The organism is Ciceribacter lividus (assembly GCF_003337715.1).
Taxonomy (GTDB): domain Bacteria; phylum Pseudomonadota; class Alphaproteobacteria; order Rhizobiales; family Rhizobiaceae; genus Allorhizobium; species Allorhizobium lividum.
The window spans coordinates 394,309-416,600 of the sequence record NZ_QPIX01000003.1; the positions used below are offsets into that span (position 1 = coordinate 394,309).

A 22,292-nucleotide genomic window follows, 5' to 3' on the forward strand; every position below is an offset into this window, starting at 1 on the left:
TCAGGAGTTCTCCGAGCCGGTATGGGCGCGAACGGCGGCCTCGACATCATCCGGCGTCGTGCGCTTCGGCTTCACCAGGGGTTCCGGCCGGACGGGACGGTTGTGCAGCATGTGCCGACCGGCATGCAGGCCGCCCGTCAGCTGGATGCGCAGCCGCTCCTCGTCGCGACGGCGGATATCCTCGCCGATCGCGAGGGCTTCCTCCTCGCTCATGCCGAGGGCTTCCAGCGTCTTGCGGCCGAAGAGCAGGCCCGATTCCAGTGTCTCGCGCAGCTCGTATTCGACGTTCCGCGCCCTGAGCGACAGGCTGTGGATACGGTCGTAGGAGCGGACGAAGAGCCGCACGTCGGGGCATTCGGCGAGAATGAGATCGACGATCCGGTCGGTCGTCTCCTTCTTCTGCGTGCAGACCGCGACGATCTTCGCCCGCTTCAGCCCCGCCGCGCGCAGCACGTCGAGCCGGTTGCCGTCGCCGTAGTAGATGCGGAAACCGAAGGAGGCCGCCTGGCGGATGCGGTCGGCGGAATCGTCGATGATCGTCACGTCGCGCCCGCTTGCGAGCAGGATCTGTGCGGCGATCTGGGCGAAACGCGAAAACCCGATGATCAGTACGTCGGAGCCCGCACCTTCGAAGTCCTCGTCGAGTTCCTCGCGGCTGTCGCCTGTGAGCAGGCGGCGCGAGAGCGTCGCGCCGATCGGCGTCAGCGCCATGGTCAGCGTGACAATCGAGATCAGCAGCGAGGCGGTGCCGTTCGAAAGAAGCTGTTGCGTGGTCGCGGTCGTGAACAGCACGAAGCCGAACTCGCCGCCCTGCGGCAGCAGAAAGGCGATCCGCACCGCATCGTCGTGCGAGGAACCGGATGTCCGGCAAAGGCCGTAGAGGATCGCGGCCTTGATCGCCATCACTGCCGGCACGGCGACAAGCACGAGAGCGAGATTGTCCAGGATGACCTTCAGGTCGAGCGATAGGCCGACGGCCATGAAGAACAGCCCGAGCAGCACTCCGCGGAAAGGCTCGATGTCGGCTTCGAGTTCGTGGCGGTAGGAGGATTCGGCGAGCATCACGCCGGACAGGAAGGCGCCCATCGCCATGGAAAGGCCGGCGAGCTGCATCAGCACCGCCGATCCGAGCACCACCAGCAGCGCCGCGGCGATCATCACCTCCCGCGCGCCGGTGCGGGCGATGATCTGGAAGAGAGGCGTCAGAAGGTAGCGTCCGGCCATCACCATCGCGACGATGGCGAGCACGGCGACGACCGAGTCGACGAGCACGGATCCGTTGGCCGCCTCCTGGCGGCTGGACAGGATGGAAATCATCGCGAGCAGCGGGACGATCGCAAGGTCCTGCAGCAGCAGGATCGAGAACGAGCGCTGGCCGTAGCGGGTGTTCATGTCGCCGGCGTCGTTCAGCAGCTGCAGGGCGAAGGCGGTCGAGGAAAGCGCGAGCCCGAAGCCGGCGACCAGACCGCCGCGCCAGTCGACGAGACCGGAGAAGACGGCGGCGCCCGTGAGCGCGAGACCGGTCAGCAGCACCTGCGCCGTTCCGAGCCCGAAGATGTCGGCGCGCATGCGCCAGAGCCGCGAGGGATTGAGTTCGAGGCCGATGATGAAGAGCAGGAACACCACGCCGAGTTCGGCGACGGCGAGAATTTCGCCCGCACCCGTCAGCAGGTGAAGAATGGGGCCGATGACAACACCGGCGGCAAGATAGCCGAGCACGGTCCCGAGGCCGAGCTTGCGGAAGATCGGGGCCGCCACGACAGCCCCGCCGAGCAGAAGCAGGGTTTCGGTAAAGAGCGCGTCGGGTGCCGTCGTCAAGCTGTCATTCTCCTTCTCTGTCTATCGTGACGGCTCTCGGGAATCGGCGCCGCGGCCCTTGATGCCTACTGGAATGCACAATACATGGAGCCCTAATGAAAGGCCAAGTCATGACCCCTGAAATCGATTCCGCCACTCTCCTTTCCCGCGCCGGCCAGCTCGTCGATCTCGCCCTGAAGGCGGGAGCCGACAGTGCGGACGCGGTCATCGTCCGGTCGCGCTCGAAATCGGTCGGCGTTCGGTTGGGTAAGGTGGAGACGACGGAGTCGTCCGAAAGCGACGACTTCTCGCTGCGGGTCTTCATCGGCAGGCAGGTCGCGAGCGTTTCGGCCAATCCCGGCTTCGATCTGAAGGTGCTTGCCGAGCGGGCGGTCGCGATGGCGAAGGTGTCGCCGGAAGACCCCTTCGCCGGTCTCGCCGACGCGGCTGATCTCGCACGCTCCTATCCCGACCTCGATCTCTTCGATCCGGCCGAGGTATCGAGTGACGAATTGCGCGATGCGGCCCTTTCGGCGGAAGAGGCGGCGCTTGCGGTCAAGGGGGTCTCCAACTCGGTCGGAGCGGGAGCCTCGGCCGGCATGGGCGGTCTCGTGCTCGTTACATCGCACGGCTTTTCCGGCAGCTTCCAGTCCTCGCGCTTCGGCTGCTCCGTCGGCGTCATCGCCGGCGAGGGCACGCGGATGGAGCGCGACCACGACTTCGACAGCCGGCTCTTCCATGCCGATCTTGATCCTGCTTCCGAAATCGGGCGACGGGCCGGCGAGCGGGCGGTCCGCCGCCTCGATCCCCGCCAGGTCGAAACCGGCCAGAACGTCACCGTCGTCTTCGACCCGCGCGTGGCGCGCGGCTTCGTCGGCCATATCGCCGGCGCGATCAATGGTGCGGCGGTCGCCCGCAAGACTTCCTTCCTGCGCGATCGCATGGGAACGGAGGTGCTGAAGCCCGGGTTGAACATCACGGACGATCCGCTGAAGGTGCGCGGCTCCGGCTCGCGGCCCTTCGACGGCGAGGGTGTGAAGGGCGAGAAGCTGGTGATGATCGAGGACGGCGTCCTGAAGCACTGGTTCCTGTCTTCCTCCGCGGCCCGCGAACTCGGCCTCCATACCAACGGCCGTGGCTCGCGCGGTGGAACGGCCGTTTCCCCGACCTCGACCAACCTGGCGCTCGAGCCGGGCAGCGTTGCGCCGGAGGATCTGATCCGCTCCGTCGGTACCGGCTTCTACGTCACCGAGCTGATCGGCCAGGGCGTCAACATGGTGACCGGCGAGTACAGCCGCGGCGCCACCGGTTTCTGGATCGAGAACGGCGAGCTTGCCTATCCCGTTTCCGGCGTGACGATCGCGTCGAACCTGAAAGACATGTTCATGCGGCTGACCGCGGCGAGCGATATCGACCGCAAGTTTGCCGTCGCGTCGCCGACCATCGCCATCGAGGGCATGACGATCGCCGGCCGCTGACGTGACCCGCAAAACGCAGAGGATGGTGCCATTATGACCACCGCTCTCATTTCCGACTGGCAGGCGGATATCGACCTGATCGCCGCCGCGGCACGGGAGGCGGCCGCCGTCGCGCTGACCTTCTTCGGCCAGTCGCCGCAGGTCTGGTGGAAGAACGAGGGCCGCTCGCCGGTCAGCGCCGCCGACCACGCCGCAAACGAATGCCTCGAAGAGCGGTTGCGCACCGCCCGTCCGTCCTACGGCTGGCTTTCGGAGGAAACCGACGACGATCTCGGCCGGTTGAAATCGGACACCCTGTTCGTCGTCGACCCGATCGACGGTACGCGCGCCTTCATCGGCAACAAACCGACCTGGTGCGTCAGCGTCGCCGTCGTTCATCGCGGCAAGCCGGTGGCCGGCGTTCTCGTCGCGCCGGCGCTCGGCGAGGAGTATTCGGCGGTCGAAGGCGGACCGGCGCTGAAGAACGGCAAGCCGATCACGGTCGCCGCCTTCGATCCGGTGAAGAAACTGCGCGTCGCAACCCCGATGGACATTGTCGATGTGTTCGACGCGCCGCTGAAGGGCCGCATCGAACGCGTCGAACACGTCCCTTCGCTCGCCTACCGGATCGCGATGGTCGCCGAAGGCCGCATCGACGCCACGTTCGTCAAGCCGAACTCCCATGACTGGGACATCGCAGCCGCCGATCTCATCCTGCGGCAGGCCGGAGGGCGGCTCACCGATCTCGGTGGAAACGCACTCACCTACAATCGTCCGGAGGTCACCCACGGCGTCCTGTGCGCGGCGGTTGAAGGCGAGCTTCCGGATCTCCTCGAGAGGCTTGCCGCCTTCCCGCGCGGTTGACGTTTCCGTCGAAATCGATCACAGGAAAAGGGGAGGCGAACACGAATGGAAAGAAACGTAGAATGACCGAATCCAGCGATCAGAAGCAGCTCCTCCACCTCGTCTTCGGCGGTGAGCTGACCAGCCTCAAGGACGTGCATTTCAAGGACCTGAACGATCTCGACATCGTCGGTATCTTCCCCGATTATGCAAGCGCGCTGGCGGCGTGGAAGGGTAAGGCCCAGGCCACTGTCGACAACGCCCACATGCGCTATTTCATCGTGCACATGCACCGCCTGTTGACCCCGGGTGAGAAGGTCGCGGGTCAGGACTGATGAATTCGACCGTGCCGCATCCGGTCTTTAGATCGGGTGCGGTGGCGGGACGTCAATTTTTGAACGCAGTTTTGCAGCATCGACAGTTTCAGTTTGGCCAGCCTGATCGAAAGGGCGCCATGGCACCGAAAGCTAAGAGAAGCGGTCTTTATTGATGGCGATGATTGACGGTTTCGCATCGATGGCGATTACCGGCTACAGCTGGGCGGGCATTGCTGCCTACCCGCTCGCCGGACCGCTGCTGGCGTTGCGGGCCGCCAAGGGCAAGGAAGACCGCGCGCGTCGGCTGGAGCGCTTCGGCTATCCCTCGATAGACCGTCCGCACGGACCGCTCGTCTGGATTCATGCCGCGAGCGTGGGCGAGACGCTTGCCGTCATCGGCCTCATGCGCGAGTTGCGCCGCCGCGACATCAACGTCTTGCTGACCACCGGAACCGTCACCTCCGCCGAACTCGTGCGGCTGCGCCTCGACGGGGAAATCATCCACCAGTATGTGCCCCTCGACTTGAGGCCGGCGGTGCGCCGTTTCCTCGACTACTGGGGACCGGATATCGCCATCTCAGTCGAGTCCGAGATATGGCCGACGACGCTCGGCGAGCTCGACCGGCGCCACATTCCGCAGATCCTCGTCAACGCCCGCATGTCGGACCGCTCCTTCGAGCGCTGGCATCGCCACAATTCGATCGCCGAGGCGCTGTTTTCCAGGCTTTCACTGGTGATTGCGCAATCGGATGTCGATGCCGAGCGCTTCCGTGATCTCGGCGCATGGCCGGTCGCCGTCTCCGGCAACCTCAAGGTCGATGGCGACGCGCCGCCCTGCGACATGACGGTGCTTGCCCGTTATCGGGAGCAGATCGGCCATCGCAAGACCTGGGCGGCCATCTCCACCTTCGAGGGCGAGGAAAAGATCGCCGTCATGGTGCATCGGGCGCTGAAGGCCCATGTCGGATTGTTGACCATCATCGTGCCGCGCCATCCCGAACGCTGCGACGAACTCGAGGCGATGATGGTCGAGAAGGGGCTGAAGGTCGCGCGCCGCACCCGCGAGGACGCGATCACCCCTGATACGGACGTCTTTCTCGGGGATACGATCGGCGAGATGGGGCTCTATCTGCGGTTGACGGAGATCGCCTTCGTCGGTCGCTCGATCACCGGACAGGGCGGACAGAATCCGCTTGAGCCGGCGATGCTGGGCTGCGCCGTGCTGACCGGACCGAATGTCGAGAACTTCCGTGACAGCTATCAGCGGCTGGTGCGCAACGGCAATGCCCGGATCGTGCGCGACGCCGAAATGCTGGCGAAGGCCGTGCACTTCCTCTCGGTCAACGACCTCGCCCGCCACAAGATGATCGATGCGGGCACCGAGACGCTGCAGGAGATGCGCGGCGCGCTCGTCGCGACCATCAAGGGGCTGGAGCCCTATATCAACCCTCTCACCGTCAAGGCGCGGCTGGAGCCGCGCGCCGCACGGCAGCGCTGAAGAAGAAAAGAGTACAGGACATGGACCGGGGTGCGGGGATCGCAGGGATCCTCTTCGACAAGGACGGAACGCTTCTCGATTTCGATGCGAGCTGGGCACCGGTCAACCGCAAGCTGGCACTGCTGGCGGCCGGAGGCGACCCGTCGCTCGCCGATCGCCTGTTGCTCGCCTGTGGCATGGATCCAGTGAGCGGCCATATCGTGCCGGACAGTCTGTTTGCCGCCGGCAACACCCGCGAGATCGCCGAGGGTCTCGTGGCTGCAGGTTCTCCGATCTCCAGCGAGGAGCTGGTCCCGGTCCTCGACGAACTCTTCGCCGATGCCGCCGACCTCTCGGTTCCCGTCATCGAGCTGGCGCCGCTCTTCTCACGCCTGCATGGACGCGGCCTGAAACTCGGCATTGCGTCGAGCGACAACGAAAAGTCCATCCGCCGCATCGTCGAGCGTTTCGGCATCACCGAGTACGTCGATTTCGTCGCCGGCTACGACAGCGGTCACGGTTCGAAGCCCGAGGCCGGCATGGTGCTCGGCTTCTGCCGGGCGACGGGGCTCGTGCCCGGTGCGGTCGCCGTCGTCGGCGACAACAATCACGACATGCATATGGGACACAACGCCGGCGCGGGGCTCAAGGTCGCGGTGCTGAGCGGGACCGGCTCGCAGGCGACGCTCGCCGAGGCCTGCGACGTCTGCCTGAACGACATCAGCGAGCTCGAAGCCCTGCTCGCCTGAAGGCGGCTGGAGGCATCGCCCACGAGACGGGTTGACGAAGGCCATCCGCCTGCGGTCTGTTGCATCATCGTAAACAAAGGCTTTCCGGCGGAGCCGCGACGAGCAGGGGGAGGACGTGATGGTATCGGAAGCCCCACCCTTCTGGTGGACGAAGCCGGATTGGCGCGCCTGGGCGCTGTCGCCGTTCTCGTTTCTCTACGGCCAGATCGCCGGCCGGCGGATGGCGAACGGCAAGCGCCTGTCCTCGCCCGTTCCGGTCATCTGCGTCGGCAATTTCACCGTCGGCGGTGCCGGCAAGACGCCGACCGTCCTGGCGCTGGTGCGCGCGGCCCGTGCGCAGGGCCTGAAGCCCGGCATCTTGAGCCGCGGCTATGGCGGCTCGCTCGACGTGACGACCGTCGTCGATCCGGAGCACCATCGTTCGACCGACGTCGGCGACGAGCCGCTGCTGCTTGCCCGCCACGCGCTCACCGTCATTTCCCGCAAGCGCTTCGCCGGCGCCCGGCGCCTCGTCGACGAGGGGGTGGACCTGATCATCATGGATGACGGTTTCCAGAGCGCACGTCTGGCGGTCGATTTTGCCCTGATCGTCATCGACAGCATCCGCGGCATCGGCAACGGCCATCTCGTGCCCGGCGGACCCGTTCGGGCACCGATCCGCGTGCAGATGCGTTATGTCGACGGCTTGCTGAAGGTCGGCAACGGCACCGCCGCCGATCGCCTGGTGCGCCAGGCGGCGCGGGCCGGCAAGCCGATCTATGTCGCCTCGCTCTCGCCGCGGGGCGATGCCGGTATCTCCGGCAAGCGCGTGCTCGCCTTTGCCGGCATTGCCGATCCGGGGAAGTTCTTCCGCACCGTGGAGGAGCTGGGCGCAGAGATCGTCGAGCGCCGCGCCTTGCCCGACCATCACCACATGGGCGAGGACGAGATTGCCGAACTGCTCGACAAGGCTGCCGCGAGCGATCTGGAACTGGTGACCACGGCGAAGGACTTCGTGCGGTTGCGCTCCGGGCCGGGGCGTGCCGAGGAACTCGCACGCAGGTGCAAGGTCGTGGACGTCGAGATGATGTTCGACGATCCCAATGCGCCGGGAAAGATCATCGACCGGGCGATCGAGGTGCATCGCGCGCGCCGGCTGAAGGAAGGACGCTACGGCGTCTAGCGGATATGCAGCCTCAGCGGTTCTGGACGGGAAGGGCGCCCGCCCGCTTTTCGGCCTCGAACGATGCGGCGGCATCCACATAGGGTTCCTGCCGGGCGACGCTCCAGTAACGCAGCTCGTCGATGAGGATCGGCTTGCCGGTGACGGCGCAGACCACGTAGGAGCCGGGGGACAGGATCTGGAAGTCGGCGTCCAAGTACCGGATCTTGGCTTCCCGGTTGCCGCTGCCTTCGAAACGGTTCATGTCACACTGCTCCTTCGCACGTCATTGCCCTGCCATACTCCGCGACGCGCGAAAATTCCAGAAATATCAGCTGCGGCCGAATAGCCTTTCTATGTCGGAGAGCTTGAGCTCGACATAGGTCGGCCGGCCGTGATTGCACTGGCCCGAACCCGGCGTCGCCTCCATCTGGCGCAGCAGCGCGTTCATCTCCTCGACGCGCAGAACCCGGCCCGACCGCACCGAGCCGTGGCAGGCCATGGTCGCGGCGACGTGTTCCAGCCGCGCGGCGAGCCCGCCGGCCGTGTCCCATTCGGCGATCTCGTCGGCAAGCTCGCGAACGAGCGCCTGCACATCCATTTCGCCGAGCATGGCCGGCGTCTCGCGCACGGCGACGGCGCCGGGACCGAAGCGCTCGACCGAAAGGCCGAGTTGTTCCAGCGCCTCGGCATGGACCATCAGGCGGTCGCAGTCTTCTTCCGGCAGGTCGACGATCTCGGGGATGAGCAGTCCCTGGGACGGCAGCCGCCTTCCGGAAAGCGCCTTGCGCATCTGCTCGAAGACGAGACGCTCGTGGGCGGCATGCTGGTCGACGATGACGAGGCCGTCCTCCGTCTGCGCGACGATGTAGTTGGCGTGGACCTGTGCGCGGGCCGCACCGAGCGGATGGCTCTCGACCGGGGGAGCGGACGGCGGAACGACAACCGGCGCTTCGGCGCGGGCTGTCGGCACGGCAACGGTGTCGAACCGGGCCTGTTGCGGTTCGGCGAACCCGAACGGGGCCGCGGCGGGCCGGTAGGGTGACGTTTCAGGGCTCCAGCTGTAGCCACCGGCGGGGTTCGGTGGACGGAAACCGGGGCGGAAGGCGCGGAGCATGCCGCCGGCGCCCGTGGTCGAGGCGCGGTCGCCCTCGCGCTGCAAGGCCTCGCGGATCGCGCCGACGATCAGGCCGCGCACCAGTCCGGGGTCACGGAAGCGGACGTCGGATTTCGCCGGGTGGACGTTGACGTCGACGAGTGCCGGGTCGATGTCGATCGACAGTACCGCCACCGGATAGCGCCCGTGCGGCACGGTTTCGGCATAGGCACCGCGGATCGCCGAGAGGATCTGCTTGTCCTGCACCGGACGGCCGTTGACGAAGGCATATTGATGAGCCGAGTTGCCGCGATTGAAGGTCGGGACGCCGGCAAAACCGGTGAGGCGCACCTCTTCCCGTTCGGCATCGAGCGAGATCGCATTGTCGCGGAAGTCGCTGCCGAGCACCTGGGCGATGCGGGCGAGAGGATCGCCAGTCGTTGCCGGGAATTCCAGCATCGAGCGGTCGCTGCCGGAAAGCACGAAGCGGACGTGCGGGAAGGCGATGGCCATCCGCTTGACGACTTCGGTGATGGCACCTGCCTCGGCCTTTTCCGTCTTCAGGAATTTCAGCCGCGCCGGGGTCGCGAAGAAGAGGTCGCGGACCTCGACGACGGTTCCCGGATTGGCGGCGACCGGACGAACGGCCGAAACCCTGCCGCCGGCGACGCTGATCTCCGCACCTTCCGCGCTGCCGGGCACGCGGCTCGCGATCGAGAGCTTTGCGACCGAGCCGATCGAGGGCAGCGCTTCGCCGCGGAAGCCGAGGCTGCGGATGTCGAAGAGCGATTCGGAAATCTTCGAGGTGCAGTGCCGGCGAATCGCAAGTTCGAGATCGGCGGGATCCATGCCGCCGCCGTTGTCCGCCACGCGCAGCAGGCTCTTGCCGCCGCCGGCGGTCGCGACCTCGATTCGTGTGGCGCCGGCGTCGATCGCATTCTCGATCAGTTCTTTCGCCGCGCTTGCGGGACGCTCGATGACCTCACCGGCGGCGATCTGGTTGATGAGCGTTTCGGAGAGCTGTTTGATAGCCATTTTGTCATTTTCCCGGATTCGGACAGGTGAGGAAAGCCTGAAAGCGCCGGAAACGGTGGAAATCCGTGTGCAGCGGCGAAAACGTTGCCACTCATCATTAAGTCCTCGTTAAGGACCAGCAACTAACGTCGGTTGTGCCCCAATACGTTCAAAGCGGGGCGGATGGTTGTTGCTGTCGACGAGGCAACCGGCCCTGCCGGACCGAGTCGGAAGCATCCATCCGGGCGTCACCCCGGCGCCGGCGAGTTTTTCATGCGGAATGAAAGTGAAGGTTTTTGGATCGGTGCCCAGGCATTCAGTTCCTTGAGGCGGTAATGTGAAGAATTTTCCAGCGGTGCCCGTCGAGAGCGGGTCGAAGGGGAAGCACGTGACGGGCGAAATGGCAGCGCGGGACGCGCAGTTGCATACGGCCGCGCTCGACGCAGCGTCCGAGGCCCTTTCTGCCGCGATCATGATCTACGACCGCAACGACGAACTGATCTATGCGAGCCGCCAGATGGCAGGCTACGTACCGGTTTCCCCTCACTTCTTCTCTCCCGGAACACGTCTTCGTGAGTTTCTCGGCGCCGCCTATGATGCGGGCATGCATAGCTGCACGCCGGCCGGCGGCGCGGCGATCGGCAGCCGTGAGGAATGGATCGCCGAGAGCATCGCCGCCCATTGGCGGGAGCGGTTCGATTACCAGATGCGCGACGCTCAGCGTGGCTGGACGAAAATGTCGATGCGCCGTCTTTCTTCCGGTCACGGCCTCTGTGTCATCACCGATATTTCCGAACAGAAGAAGCGGGAGGAGCAGTGGCATGCCGATCTCGAACGCGTGCAGCTGACCGAGGAAATCCTCGACAACCTGCCGCATCCCGTTTTCGTCCAGGACCGCAGTCTGATGATCGTGGCCGTCAACAAGGCGTTCTGCGCCCTGTTCGGCGCAAGAACGGACGTCATGCTCGGCAGTTCGCTGAACAGCCTTTTCGATAAGGCTCTCGCGGCGAGCCTCGGCGACACCGCGCGCCATGTCCTCGATACCGGCGCACCGTCGCTCGTGTCGGTGACGGTTCCGCAACCGTCCGGGCCGGTGGCTCTCGCTGTGCGCAGCCGGCGCGTCGGCAAACCGGGTCGCTATTTCGTTGTCACCAGCCTCGATCATCCGGCGGACATGACGCTTGCCACGGAGCGAACGGCGACGGTTGCTTTCGGGGCGGAACAACAGGCCCTTGTCGAGGATGCCTCCGACGGGCACGCCCGTGCACTCGATCTATCCGGACGCCGCGTCTTGCTGGTGACCGCCGACAGCGCCTTTGCCGACGCCGCGCTCGAAACGCTGTCGGAATTGCGTCTCGATGCGTGCTCCGTCCAGAATGCCGGCGAGGAGGAAGCCTTCCTCGATGTCGCCAGGTCGGCGGGGGTCGCGATCGATCTCGTGGTCGTCGACACCAACATGGACGTGCGGTGCCTTGAACTCGCACATCAACATGGCGTGGAAGCCTTGCCGATCGACAGCTTCCAGATCAGGAACGAGCTCGCCGCTCTTGCCGCCGAACGCCTGAGCCGCAGCCCCTCCGTCGAAGACGACGACTGGGAGATCACTACCGGCGATGCCGTGCCGATGAGCAGCGATCCGCTGGTGCTGGTTGCGGAGGACAATGCGATCAACCAGATCGTCTTCGCCCAGATACTCGAGGGGCTCGGCTTTCGCTTCACCATCGCGTCGAGCGGCGAGGAAGCAGTCCGCCTCTGGCAGAATCTCGAACCGCAGATCGTGCTGATGGATGTCACCTTGCCGGGAATTTCAGGATACGACGCCTGCCGGCGCATCCGCGACCTCGATCGCGCATCCGGACGCACGACGCCGGTGATCGGAGTCCTCGCCCACGCCTTCGAACGTGACCGCGAAGACTGCCTCTCGGCAGGCATGGACGACATCCTGCAGAAGCCCCTGTGCTCTGACGCGATCGAGGCGATCTTCCAGCGGTTCATTCCCGGCTACATCGCTTTTTCGCCGGCCTGAACGGCCGTGAAGCCTCCCCAAAGTTGGGGAGGTGGAAGCGCCCAAGATCGCGAAAATGCTATTATTTTTTTAATCATTCGGACACATCCTGATATTCGAAACAAGAGGTTCTCAGGATATCGTCGATGCCGCCGGCCGATCCGACATTGCCGCAGGTAAGCCAGAACGAGCTTCAGGCAATGGCCTATACCGACCAGCTCACCGGGCTCGGAAACCGCTATCGCCTGCGGGACAAGGTGCGGATGCTCGCAGCCGAACGTGCCGACGATCCTGCGCCCTTTACCGTCGCGCTCGTCAATCTGGACGGTTTCAAGCCGATCAACGACCTGTTCGGAACCGTCGCGGGTGACGAAATTCTCTGCCAGGCGGCCCACCGTCTGAAGGCCTGCATTCCTGATGGAGCGACGGTCACCCGGCACGATGGAGACGAGTTCGCCGTCATCCTGCCGCTGGTCTTCGAGAGGGTCGCCGCCGAGCGGGTGGGGCAGATGATCAAGGACGTGCTGTCCGCGCCTTACGATCTCGGCGACCGTAACGTCCGGCTCTCGGCATCCCTCGGCTTTGCCATCTATCCCTTCGCCGGTGCAGATTTCGAAGAGCTGATGAAGAGCGCGGAGACGGCGCTCTACCGTTCAAAACGGCGGGGCCGCGGCCAGATCACCGTCTATTCGAGCGAGATCGCCCAGGAGATGCGGCGTTCCACTCAACTCGAACAGGCGCTGCGCAACGCGATCATTTCCGACAACGTCGACGTCCACTTCCAGCCGATCGTCAACCTTGCAGATGGTCGGGTGAAGGGCTTTGAAGCGCTGGCGCGCTGGATCGATCCCGATCTCGGCTTCGTCTCGCCGGCGGTCTTCGTGCCGCTTGCCGAAGAGCGTGGTTTCATCGACATGCTTTCCGAGACGCTGCTGCGCAAGGCGGCGGAGGCGACGCTCGCCTGGCCTCGCGACCTCTTCCTCTCCTTCAACCTGTCCTCGGCGCAGTTGATGGACCCGCGCACGACCTACAACACGCTTTCGATCCTCAACAGCGTCGGGTTCGATCCGCGCCGGCTGGAGCTCGAGATCACCGAGACGGCCGTGATGACCTCGGCCGACACGGCCGCGCGCATCATCAACGAACTGCGCGAACTCGGCATCCGGATATCTCTCGATGATTTCGGCACCGGCCAGTCGAGCCTCGGGCGGCTGCGGGATTTCACCTTCGACAAGGTGAAGATCGACCGGGCCTTCGTTTCCGCGATCATGACGGACCGCACTTCCGAGCATATCATCAAGGCGATCGTCACCATGTGCGAAGGTCTGGACCTCGCCGTCGTGGCCGAGGGTATCGAGACGGTCGCCGAGGCGAAGAAGCTGCGCGACCTCGGCTGCGGCATGGGGCAGGGCTATCACTTCGGCAAGCCGATGGATCAGGCGGCAACCCTGCGTTACCTCCACGATCACTATCATGAGTTCGCGATGCTGGATCGCGAGCGGCTCGGAGCAACAGGGCCGCGCGTCGACCACGACGCCTGACCTCTCCCACACGGACCGCCGAAGGGCGGCATTGCCGCCGCCCTTGCCCGTCAGAGAAGAAAAGGCGCCCGCGAGAGTGTGCGGGCGCCCCCCCGCATGTTCCATCAGAGACGGAAGAGCGGCTCGTGACGTCCGGCGACGGTGATGCCCAGGTCGAAGGTCGCGCCGGAGAGCGGGTCGTCGGCGCGCGCGGCGGCATCCAGTCCCTCGTGGCAGGAGGTCACGAGCAGGCGGTCTGCGGTTTTGCCGAAGAAAGCGGGGCAGGTGACTCGCCGCGTCGGCATTTCATAGCGCGCGAGATGTGTGCCGTCCGGGGCGTAGCGGTCGACGCAGGCTCCGTCCCATCGGGCATTCCAGATCGTGCCTTCGCTGTCGCAGACCGATCCGTCGAAGACGCCGCGCATCGACGTGCCGTCGATCAGCACGCTCGCGGGGCCGACCGGCAGGCCGGTTGCCGGGTCGAGCGGCACACGCATCAGGTGGTTCACCTTCGAATCCGTGTAGTAACCGATCGCGCCGTCCGGCGAGAAGCAGATGGCGTTCGGTATGCCGATCCTGTCGATGATCCGGGTGACCGTCGTGCCGACGACGTGATAGATCGCCCCGGCTTCGGGCTCGGCCTTCTTGCTCATCGTGCCGATCCAGAGCGCGCCGGACGGATGCACGCGGCCGTCGTTGGAGCGGTTTCCCGGCTTTTCGGGCTCCAGTTCCGCGTGGCGGGTCAGCGTTCCCGTCGCGACGTCGCGCAGGAAGAGCCCTTCGTCGGAGGCAATCAGTTGCCGCTTCTCGTCGATGAGCGCCAGCACGCTGCCCATGAAGGGGAGCGGATGTGAGCGGCAGTTGCCGGTCTCCGGATCGTATTCCCAGAGCCGCTTGCCGAGAATGTCGAACCACCAGGCGCGCTGCTGCAGGAAGTCCCATGTCGGACCTTCGCCCAGTTCGTGGCACTCGTCGCAGAGGACTCTGCCTTGGAAAGAGTGTGTGTCCGTCACGTTGCTGTTCCTCTGTGTGCGCTTGCATGATCGCTCGGGCTTCATGCGTTTCTTGTCATTTTCGAAAACAGTTGCGGCAAAATTGATCGCCGTGCTGGACTGGCGATGCCTTCTGCGCTTATTCTGCGCGCGGGGGACAGTCAATCGACATCGCAGTCCCCGACGCGGGAGCGTTCCCGCCATCCGCCAAATCGTAGTCGCTAAATCTGCATGGCTTTAGAAGGGGTGTAAGGCTAGCCGCGGGGGATCGACGCGTTTCCCAAAGCAAATTCTTGATAAGCGTCAATATGTTCGGCACTGGGGTGCAGAACCTGGAGTTTCGTGGGAGAGCTCTGAACTCGGATCTTGCCGCGTTTGTGGGGATGAGGATCGGCTACCGCCCGGGTCCTTCTATTTCGTGCTCGAAGAAGACAAATGATGACAACATTGGAATCCGTAACGAGAGCGGAAAGGGTTGCCGGCTTTGTCAGTGAACTGACGGGCTTCAAGGCACAGTTCGATCTCTTCCGTTTCATGAAGCGTCTTACCGAAAGCTACGGTGCGCGCGCCTTCATGGTCATGAACATGCCGGGGGCGACGTCGCTCGACCTCGCCAACAGTTCCATCATCACCAATTGGCCCGCTGAACTGATCAGCGAATATGATCAGGTTCCGCTCTTGGTGAACAGTCCGATCGTGCGTCGACTGCGTAATTCCGCGACGCCTTTCAGTTTCGACATCGATGGCGTTGTGCATGAACGCGATCCCCGAACGACCATGGCAGCGAAGGAACTCTTCGAGCGTTTCCGGATGACGCGGGGCGCCTATTTCCCCGTGCACGATGCACAGGGCGCGCGTGGCGCCATCTCGTTTTCCGGAGACCGGGCGCCGTTTTCCTTCCTGGAGATGATGGAGCTCACGTATCTCTCCGTCCACGTCTTCAACCGGCTGGCCGAAATTCGCGATCTCGACAATCGCGCGACGGGAGCATTGACCGACCGCGAGATCGACTGCCTGAACTGGACGGCAGCCGGCAAGACCAGCGTCGAGATCGCCGAGATTCTCAGTCTCTCCGAGCATACGATCAATCATTACCTGAACCGGGCGGCGAAGAAGCTCGACACGGTCAACCGGACGCAGGCCGTTGCCAAGGCCCTGCGGCTCGGGTTGATCAAATAGCCGGCAAAGGCGGGCGGTGCCGGTAAATTGTGCAGGGCACAATAGTCGGGACGAAAATTTGGGCGCTGCACGCCCGTCCCGGACGCATGTGACGGCCGTCGAAGCCCGAATGCCGCGATTTCAGGGGTTCTGCCGCATCTGGCACGCCGTATGCATTCAATCTGGCAGGTCCAGAGGGGACTGACAAAGGCACCCGAGGAGAGGATGCCTTGGAAAGCGAAGCCGCCGGTTCGGGGAAGCAGCGCCGAAGAGAGCGCGCCGAACGTTCCGGCGGCTTTTCCGTCTCTACGAGTACGAAACGCCGGTGCCGAATATGTCCGTAAGCCGCGTTCCGGCGTCGCGGTTTCATCTGATTCCCGCACTTTGCGGTTGGCGGCGGGCTGTCGCTCGACTATCTACGCAGGAGGCTAGTTAGAGCGAGGCAGGCATGGCGGAGTTCACGCGCGAACAGGTTCTTGAGACTCTGAAGTCGGTCCGCGGACCGGGTTTCGATCGCAACATCGTCGACCTCGGCATGGTGTCGGACATCTTCATTTCCGACGGCAAGGTCTATTTCTCGATCACCGTTCCGGCCGACCGCGCCCAGGAACTCGAGCCTCTGCGCGTTGCCGCCGAGCGGGCGGTCAAGGCGATGCCGGGTGTCAAAGGCGCGCTGGTGAGCCTCACGGCCGAGCGCAAGGCCGGGTCGGCGCCTTCGACACCCCCGCAGGGCGCGGGCCACGCCCATCATGCGTCCGGACAGGCACAGCCCCAGCGTCCCGCAAAGGCCGGCATTCCGGGCATCAAGTCGATCGTCGCGGTCGCCTCCGGCAAGGGTGGCGTCGGCAAGTCGACGACCGCAGTCAATCTCGCGCTCGCGCTCAAGGCGAACGGCCTGAAGGTCGGCATTCTCGACGCCGACGTCTACGGCCCGTCGATGCCGCGGCTGCTCGGCATTACGGGCAAGCCGAAGCAGATCGAAGGCCGGATGATCATGCCGATGGAGAATTACGGCCTGAAGGCGATGTCGATGGGCTTTCTCGTGGACGAGGGAACGGCGATGATCTGGCGCGGTCCGATGGTCCAGTCGGCGCTGATGCAGATGCTGCGCGAAGTCGCCTGGGGCGAACTCGACGTTCTTGTCGTCGACATGCCGCCCGGCACCGGCGACGCCCAGCTAACCATGGCCCAGCAGGTGCCGCTCTCGGGTGCGGTGATTGTCTCGACGCCGCAGGATCTCGCGCTCATCGATGCGCGCAAGGGCCTCAACATGTTCAACAAGGTCGAGGTGCCGGTGCTCGGCATCGTCGAGAACATGAGCTATTTCATCGCGCCGGATACCGGGGCCCGCTACGACATCTTCGGCCACGGCGGTGCGAAGGCCGAGGCCGAGAAGATCGGTGTGCCCTTCCTCGGAGAAGTGCCGCTGACGATCGAGATCCGCGAGACTTCGGACGCCGGCACGCCGGTCGTCGTATCCCATCCCGACGAGCCGCAGGCGAAGGTCTATCGCGACATTGCCGAAAAGGTCTGGCGGCAGGTCGGCATCGGAGCCCGGCGGCAGGCACCCTCGATCGTCTTCGAATAGGGGCGAGGCAAGGTCCGGCATGTGGTACGCGAACTCTGGGCTGCCGCCGCCCCGGGGGGAGAAGGGGCGGCGACAGGTGCGAAGACCGCTATTTCTCGATGGCGATCTTGCGCTCCTTGGGAGCTGAACCGGGTTTCTTCGGCATGGTGACAGTCAGAACGCCCTTGTCGAATTTTGCGCTGACCGCCGCTTCGTCCACGCTCGCGGGCAGGCTCATCGAACGCTGGAAGCTGCCGTAGCGCCGTTCGATCAGGCGGTAATTGTCCTTCTCGTCCTTCTTTTCGAACTTCTTTTCGCCCTTCAGCGTCAGTACGCCATTCTGGATGGATACGTCGACATCGCTTTCGGAAATGCCCGGCAGTTCCGCCGTCAGCGTGATCGCGGTGTCGTTCTCGGCAACATCGATCGACGGCGCCATGAAGCTCTCGGTCTTGCCGGTTCCCTTCACGAGACCGCTGCGACCGAAGAAGCCGTCGAACACCTTGTCCATTTCCTTGCGGAATTCGGCGAAGGGATTGTCCGACCAGAGACTTGGAAGAGAACCAGAAGACTTTTCGTTCATTGCATCCTCCTTTGGCTTTTCACCGACAGACAGAATACTAGAGAACGTGTTTCAGTAATCCTTGATTTAGGTCAAGCTGAAGAATGGCGAAGCAGTCCGCCGATCGGCCCCGCTGCCGCTGCGCTCTTCGAACGCCGCTCTTCGAACGCCTGTTCCACAAGGCCGTGGGCCTGACAACATGGCTCTTGCCATCCGGGGGGCAGTTGTGATTGTCTCCGCCGTCGGAGCGGCCCGACCCTCCGGAGCTGAAAGGCGTCTCGATTGATCAGAGCGTGCCGCAACCGCGGAGATGCGGAAATTATCCTGCCGGGCAATGCCCCGCAGAGTCTCGACCCCGACATTCTCTGGCTCGACCTGGTGAACCCCGACCGCGAGGAGGAGTTGCTGGTCGAGGGACTGCTCGGCATTCCGTTGCCGACGCGGGAAGAGTTGAAGGACATCGAACCGTCCAGTCGACTCTACGTGGAAGAAGGCGGCGTTTATATGACCGCGTCCCTGGTCTGGAAGGTCGAAACAGGTCTCCCGGAGCTCACGGACGTGGCCTTCATCCTCTGCGGCAACCGTCTGGTCACGATCCGCTACGCCGAGCCGAAGTCCTTCGTGCTGTTCACCGCCGCCCTGCATCGTACGGCGGTCAAGTACCGCACCGGTGCCGAGCTCATGGCGCGTCTCCTCGAGACGATCGCCGACCGCACGGCCGAGATCCTCGAAGTGACCGTCGCGCGCATCGACGCCCTTGCGGCGGATGTCTTCGTCGATCAGAAGACCGCCAGACGCCGGCCGCCGCGCTACCTCGAAGACAAACTGATCGATATCGCCGGCCACCAGCGCCTCGTCAGCAAGACCCGCGACAGCCTCGTCTCGCTTTCGCGCCTCGTCTCGTTCTTCCGGGCCCTTCCCCTGATCCGTCACGACCAGGAGGCGGGCGAACTCCTGCGGATCGTCAGCCGTGACGTCCAGTCGCTGTCCGAGCACGCGGCGTTCGTATCGAGCAACATCACCTTCATGCTCGATGCATCGCTCGGGCTCATCAATGTCGAACAGAATGCCATCATCAAGATCTTCTCGATCGCCTCGGTCGTCTTCCTCCCCCCGACCCTGGTCGCATCCGTCTACGGGATGAACTTTCAATTCATGCCCGAATTGAGCTGGAACTACGGCTACGCCCTTGCTCTTCTGCTGATGCTGTTGTCGGCCGTAATTCCGTTCCTGTTTTTCCGCTGGAAAGGCTGGCTCTGAGGAGCCTGTGTCACTCATGCCTCATACCCATTCGACTCTGCCCGCCGAGGGCAAGGACTTTCGTCGCCTCCTCGGTCTCGCAATCGGTTCCGTCGGCGTCGTTTACGGCGACATCGGCACCAGCCCGCTATACGCATTCCGCGAGGCGCTGAAGCCGGTCGCCCACGACGGCATCACGCGCGTCGAGATCATCGGTATCATTTCGCTGATGATCTGGGCGCTGACGATCATCGTGACACTCAAATACGTGCTGTTCCTCCTACGGGCCGACAACGACGGCGAAGGCGGCACGCTGTCGCTGCTGGCACTGCTGATGAAGCATGCCGGCCGCCATTCGACCGTGCTGATGTTCCTGGGGCTGATCGGCGCGGCACTCTTCCTGGGCGACGCGATGATCACGCCGGCGCTTTCGGTCCTCTCCGCCGTCGAAGGTCTCAAACTCGCCGTGCCGCAATCGGCGGATTACATCGTCCTCATCTCCGTCGGCATCCTGTTCGGCCTCTTCACCGTTCAATCGCGTGGCACCGGCGTCGTGGCGAAGTTCTTCGGGCCGATCACCGTGCTCTGGTTCGTCGCCATGGCGCTCGGCGGGCTGCTGCACATCTCCGACGACCTCGGCATCTTTGCCGCCTTCAACCCCTGGCATGCCGTCACCTTCCTCTGGCGGGAGCAGTTTCTCGGTATCGTCGTGCTCGGTGCGGTCTTCCTGACGGTCACGGGGGCGGAAGCCCTTTATGCCGACCTTGGCCATTTCGGCCGTCAGCCGATCCAGCTCGCCTGGTTCGTGCTCGTCTTCCCGGCGCTGGTATTGAACTATCTCGGGCAGGGCGCGCTGGTGCTCAAGCATCCCGAAACGGCGTCTGATCCCTTTTTCCTGATGTTCCCCGAGTGGGCACTGCTGCCGATGGTCATCCTGGCGACGGCCGCGACCATCATCGCCAGCCAGGCGGTGATCACCGGCGCCTTCTCGCTGGTGCGCCAGGCGATCCACCTCGGGTTCCTGCCGCGGATGCAGATCCTCTTCACCTCGGAGACCCATACCGGCCAGATCTACCTGCCTTCCGTCAATGCGTTGCTTCTGATCGGCGTGCTCGGCCTCGTCCTGCTCTTCGAAAGCTCGGAAGCGCTCGCCACCGCCTACGGCATCTCGGTCACCGGTGCGATGGTCGTGACCACGATCATGGCCTTCGAATTCGTCCGCATCCGGTGGAACTGGTCGCGGCTGGTCGCCACCGTCGTCCTGTTGCCGCTGCTCTCCCTCGAGCTGGTCTTCCTCGGCGCCAACATGTTCAAGATTCACGACGGCGGCTATGTGCCGGTGCTGTTCGCTGCCGGCTTCACCGTCGTGATGTGGACCTGGCGGCGCGGCACGGCGATCCTGTTCGCGAAGACCCGCCACACCGACGTGCCGCTCCAGCCCTTCGTCACCTCGCTCGAGAAGAGCGAGCACCCGCCGGTCGCCGTCGCCGGCACTGCCGTCTTCCTGACTAGCGATCCCGAGACGGCGCCTGCAGCCCTTCTGCACAATCTGAAGCACAACCACGTGCTCCACGAGCGCAACATCATCCTGACGATCAAGACGGTGAGCCGTCCGCGGGCGGGCGAAGCCGAGCGTTTCGTCGTGGAGCCGATTTCGGACCGGTTCTCGCGTGTGGAAATCCGTTTCGGCTTCATGGAGACGCAGAATGTCTCCAAGGCGCTCGCGAGCCTGCGTCGCGGCGGGCTGAAGTTCGACATCATGTCGACCTCCTTCTACCTCGGCCGCCGCAAACTGGTGCCGGATGCGAAGTCGGGGATGCCCTATTGGCAGGACCGGCTCTATATCGCGCTCGCCAACACCGCTGCCGACCCATCGGACTATTTCCGCCTGCCGGCGAACCGCGTGGTCGAGCTCGGCGCCCACGTCATCATCTGAGCCCCGTACCGCAGACTTTGCCAGATGTGGCGTGCGAAAACCCGGCTCTGCCGGGCTTTCGCACCGTTGTCGCACGGGCCCGGCCCGGCCATTAACCGATCATCAAGGTTAATATGAGAGGTTTCTCTAATGTAAACCGATGTCGCGTATGGAGTTCCGGTCTTGCGTGCCACAAGCCAGATTCGCCACAAAACCGCTTCCCGCTTCGAAAAATGGAAGTCCCCGGCCGTGCTCGGTGTCATCGCCTGGCTGGTCTTTCCCTCCGTTGCCGCCAGGGCCGACCTTGCGGGGCTCATCGCCGGAACCGATTTCGGCGGTAGCCAGTGGCGGATGGTGCTGACGGCCTCGCCAGCGGGTTCGGTCCATCAGGCGGAGCTGAGCTTCGGCGAGACGCCGCAGGTGGCGGCGATCACATCCGACGCCGGCATCCTGCTCCCCGACGGCCGCAAGATCGCGATCGACGGCGGGACGAAGGGGAAGGAGGGCCTTCCCGACGAGGCGCGCGTAACCCGCAGCCTCAAGAAGGGCCGCATCGTCGCCGTCGAGCCGATGCTGCCGCTGAAGGCCTTCACCGCCGGCTCTATTCTCCAGCGCACGAGTTTCCTGTTCTCCCCGAAGGACGCTCCGGGCGACCTCACGGCCTTTGCCCGTTCGAAGCCGAAGAAGGTCGATCTCGCGAGCTTCTACTTCAAGAAGGAACCGAAGACCGATCCGGCCGTACCGTCGATGCTCGCAGACCTCGTTACCAACCGCAATGCCGACGTGCTCGCGACGGCCTATGCGCCGGCCGAGCCGGACTTTGCCCGTGTCTCGCCCTTCGATGCCATTCTTACCGAAAAGCAGGAGGCCGGGCGCTTCCGGCCGGAGATCGGCCCGGACGACCATGCCTGGGCCGCCTCGGTGCTGTCACCCTCCGTCTTCTCCGCCCGCGAACAGCAGTGCCTCGCCTCCGGCATCTATTTCGAGGCGCGCGGCGAGTCGGTGAAGGGGCAGGCAGCCGTCGCTCAGGTGATCCTGAACCGCGTGCGCAATCCGGCCTATCCCGATACCATCTGCGGCGTCGTCTACCAGAACGAGGACTGGCGCAACCGCTGCCAGTTCTCCTTCGCCTGTGACAATATCCGCGACCGCGTGAATTCGAAGTACCACTGGAAGGTCGCACGCGAAGTCGCCATGGCCGTGACAGCCGGCAAGATCTGGCTGCCGGAGGTGGGGTCCGCCACCCACTATCACGCGCTTTACGTCCGTCCGGCCTGGGCGAAGACGATGAAGAAGGTCGGCCGTATCGGTCTCCATGTCTTCTACCGCACCTACGGCGGCGGGTGGAGCTGACCCCCCGAAGACGCGGCCGGCTTGGGCCGCCGCGGAGCGATTCCCGGCCGGAATGATGGGCGGATTCGTCGCGTTCAACTTAAGTCTATG

At 64.3% G+C, this 22,292-nt stretch carries 18 protein-coding genes; 13 read left to right on the plus strand and 5 right to left on the minus strand.

Features of this window, described 5'->3' with window-relative positions:
* Complete coding sequence (locus DFR48_RS08100) at window positions 1–1,818, minus strand: monovalent cation:proton antiporter-2 (CPA2) family protein (protein WP_114362644.1); 1,818 nt, start codon at window positions 1,816–1,818, stop codon at window positions 1–3.
* Between the two features lie 110 nt (window positions 1,819–1,928).
* Here DFR48_RS08100 and DFR48_RS08105 point away from each other — a divergent pair, with 110 nt between their 5' ends.
* The 6 genes from DFR48_RS08105 (at window position 1,929) to lpxK (ending at window position 7,802) form a co-directional block, all read left to right on the plus strand.
* Complete coding sequence (locus tag DFR48_RS08105; RefSeq protein ID WP_114362645.1) at window positions 1,929–3,275, plus strand: TldD/PmbA family protein; 1,347 nt, start codon at window positions 1,929–1,931, stop codon at window positions 3,273–3,275.
* A gap of 33 nt (window positions 3,276–3,308) precedes the next feature.
* Window positions 3,309–4,118, plus strand: coding sequence for a 3'(2'),5'-bisphosphate nucleotidase CysQ (locus DFR48_RS08110; RefSeq protein ID WP_114362646.1), 810 nt, complete (start codon window positions 3,309–3,311; stop codon window positions 4,116–4,118).
* Window positions 4,119–4,180: 62 nt separating this feature from the next.
* Window positions 4,181–4,432, plus strand: a complete 252-nt coding sequence (locus tag DFR48_RS08115) for a DUF4170 domain-containing protein (RefSeq protein WP_112689279.1) — start codon at window positions 4,181–4,183, stop codon at window positions 4,430–4,432.
* Between the two features lie 160 nt (window positions 4,433–4,592).
* On the plus strand, window positions 4,593–5,912 hold the full coding sequence (gene waaA / locus DFR48_RS08120; RefSeq protein WP_425359241.1) for a lipid IV(A) 3-deoxy-D-manno-octulosonic acid transferase: 1,320 nt from the start codon (window positions 4,593–4,595) through the stop codon (window positions 5,910–5,912).
* A gap of 20 nt (window positions 5,913–5,932) precedes the next feature.
* Window positions 5,933–6,640, plus strand: coding sequence for an HAD family hydrolase (locus DFR48_RS08125; RefSeq protein WP_114362648.1), 708 nt, complete (start codon window positions 5,933–5,935; stop codon window positions 6,638–6,640).
* A gap of 118 nt (window positions 6,641–6,758) precedes the next feature.
* The gene (lpxK, locus tag DFR48_RS08130) at window positions 6,759–7,802 is read left to right on the plus strand and encodes a tetraacyldisaccharide 4'-kinase (RefSeq protein WP_114362649.1); all 1,044 of its coding nucleotides are present in this window, start codon (window positions 6,759–6,761) and stop codon (window positions 7,800–7,802) included.
* A gap of 13 nt (window positions 7,803–7,815) precedes the next feature.
* On the opposite strand, the gene DFR48_RS08135 is transcribed toward lpxK, so the two are convergent.
* Both DFR48_RS08135 and mutL read right to left on the minus strand, forming a co-directional pair.
* Complete coding sequence (locus tag DFR48_RS08135) at window positions 7,816–8,046, minus strand: DUF2093 domain-containing protein (RefSeq protein ID WP_114362650.1); 231 nt, start codon at window positions 8,044–8,046, stop codon at window positions 7,816–7,818.
* 66 nt (window positions 8,047–8,112) lie between these two features.
* Window positions 8,113–9,912: a DNA mismatch repair endonuclease MutL gene (gene mutL / locus DFR48_RS08140; RefSeq protein WP_114362651.1), complete on the minus strand. Its 1,800-nt coding sequence runs from the start codon at window positions 9,910–9,912 to the stop codon at window positions 8,113–8,115.
* Between the two features lie 316 nt (window positions 9,913–10,228).
* On the opposite strand from mutL, the gene DFR48_RS08145 reads away from it, so the two are divergent.
* Window positions 10,229–11,917 carry a response regulator gene (locus tag DFR48_RS08145; protein ID WP_114362652.1) on the plus strand — a complete coding sequence of 563 codons (1,689 nt, stop codon included), beginning with the start codon at window positions 10,229–10,231 and terminating at the stop codon, window positions 11,915–11,917.
* Between the two features lie 125 nt (window positions 11,918–12,042).
* Entirely contained in the window at window positions 12,043–13,437 is a 1,395-nt protein-coding gene (locus tag DFR48_RS08150) for a putative bifunctional diguanylate cyclase/phosphodiesterase (protein WP_114362653.1), read from the plus strand.
* Between the two features lie 104 nt (window positions 13,438–13,541).
* Here DFR48_RS08150 and DFR48_RS08155 read toward each other — a convergent pair whose 3' ends face one another.
* On the minus strand, window positions 13,542–14,429 hold the full coding sequence (locus tag DFR48_RS08155; protein WP_245415547.1) for an SMP-30/gluconolactonase/LRE family protein: 888 nt from the start codon (window positions 14,427–14,429) through the stop codon (window positions 13,542–13,544).
* Window positions 14,430–14,843: 414 nt separating this feature from the next.
* Here DFR48_RS08155 and DFR48_RS08160 point away from each other — a divergent pair, with 414 nt between their 5' ends.
* Both DFR48_RS08160 and apbC read left to right on the plus strand, forming a co-directional pair.
* A complete protein-coding gene (locus DFR48_RS08160) occupies window positions 14,844–15,587 on the plus strand; it encodes a LuxR family transcriptional regulator (RefSeq protein WP_425359238.1) in 744 nt (247 codons plus the stop codon).
* Between the two features lie 427 nt (window positions 15,588–16,014).
* A complete protein-coding gene (gene apbC / locus DFR48_RS08165; RefSeq protein ID WP_114362655.1) occupies window positions 16,015–17,154 on the plus strand; it encodes an iron-sulfur cluster carrier protein ApbC in 1,140 nt (379 codons plus the stop codon).
* Between the two features lie 88 nt (window positions 17,155–17,242).
* On the opposite strand, the gene DFR48_RS08170 is transcribed toward apbC, so the two are convergent.
* The gene (locus DFR48_RS08170; protein WP_114362656.1) at window positions 17,243–17,716 is read right to left on the minus strand and encodes an Hsp20/alpha crystallin family protein; all 474 of its coding nucleotides are present in this window, start codon (window positions 17,714–17,716) and stop codon (window positions 17,243–17,245) included.
* 264 nt (window positions 17,717–17,980) lie between these two features.
* On the opposite strand from DFR48_RS08170, the gene DFR48_RS08175 reads away from it, so the two are divergent.
* The 3 genes from DFR48_RS08175 to DFR48_RS08185 all read left to right on the plus strand — a co-directional run bounded on the left by DFR48_RS08175 (window position 17,981) and on the right by DFR48_RS08185 (window position 22,202).
* Complete coding sequence (locus DFR48_RS08175) at window positions 17,981–18,955, plus strand: magnesium transporter CorA family protein (protein WP_425359242.1); 975 nt, start codon at window positions 17,981–17,983, stop codon at window positions 18,953–18,955.
* Window positions 18,956–18,971: 16 nt separating this feature from the next.
* Window positions 18,972–20,870, plus strand: coding sequence for a potassium transporter Kup (locus tag DFR48_RS08180; RefSeq protein ID WP_114362658.1), 1,899 nt, complete (start codon window positions 18,972–18,974; stop codon window positions 20,868–20,870).
* Window positions 20,871–21,032: 162 nt separating this feature from the next.
* Window positions 21,033–22,202, plus strand: coding sequence for a cell wall hydrolase (locus DFR48_RS08185; RefSeq protein WP_114362659.1), 1,170 nt, complete (start codon window positions 21,033–21,035; stop codon window positions 22,200–22,202).
* Window positions 22,203–22,292: the final 90 nt, after the last annotated feature.

Excerpts from the sequence above, each read along its gene's own strand:
- DFR48_RS08125 (WP_114362648.1), top strand. The coding sequence starts at position 5,933 with ATGGACCGGGGTGCGGGGATCGCAGGGATCCTCTTCGACAAGGACGGA.
- DFR48_RS08180 (WP_114362658.1), top strand. The coding sequence starts at position 18,972 with ATGCCTCATACCCATTCGACTCTGCCCGCCGAGGGCAAGGACTTTCGT.
- DFR48_RS08135 (WP_114362650.1), bottom strand. The coding sequence starts at position 8,046 with ATGAACCGTTTCGAAGGCAGCGGCAACCGGGAAGCCAAGATCCGGTAC.
- apbC (WP_114362655.1), top strand. The coding sequence starts at position 16,015 with ATGGCGGAGTTCACGCGCGAACAGGTTCTTGAGACTCTGAAGTCGGTC.
- mutL (WP_114362651.1), bottom strand. The coding sequence starts at position 9,912 with ATGGCTATCAAACAGCTCTCCGAAACGCTCATCAACCAGATCGCCGCC.
- waaA (WP_425359241.1), top strand. The coding sequence starts at position 4,593 with ATGATTGACGGTTTCGCATCGATGGCGATTACCGGCTACAGCTGGGCG.
- DFR48_RS08110 (WP_114362646.1), top strand. The coding sequence starts at position 3,309 with ATGACCACCGCTCTCATTTCCGACTGGCAGGCGGATATCGACCTGATC.
- DFR48_RS08105 (WP_114362645.1), top strand. The coding sequence starts at position 1,929 with ATGACCCCTGAAATCGATTCCGCCACTCTCCTTTCCCGCGCCGGCCAG.
- DFR48_RS08115 (WP_112689279.1), top strand. The coding sequence starts at position 4,181 with ATGACCGAATCCAGCGATCAGAAGCAGCTCCTCCACCTCGTCTTCGGC.
- DFR48_RS08160 (WP_425359238.1), top strand. The coding sequence starts at position 14,844 with ATGATGACAACATTGGAATCCGTAACGAGAGCGGAAAGGGTTGCCGGC.
- DFR48_RS08170 (WP_114362656.1), bottom strand. The coding sequence starts at position 17,716 with ATGAACGAAAAGTCTTCTGGTTCTCTTCCAAGTCTCTGGTCGGACAAT.
- lpxK (WP_114362649.1), top strand. The coding sequence starts at position 6,759 with ATGGTATCGGAAGCCCCACCCTTCTGGTGGACGAAGCCGGATTGGCGC.
- DFR48_RS08150 (WP_114362653.1), top strand. The coding sequence starts at position 12,043 with ATGCCGCCGGCCGATCCGACATTGCCGCAGGTAAGCCAGAACGAGCTT.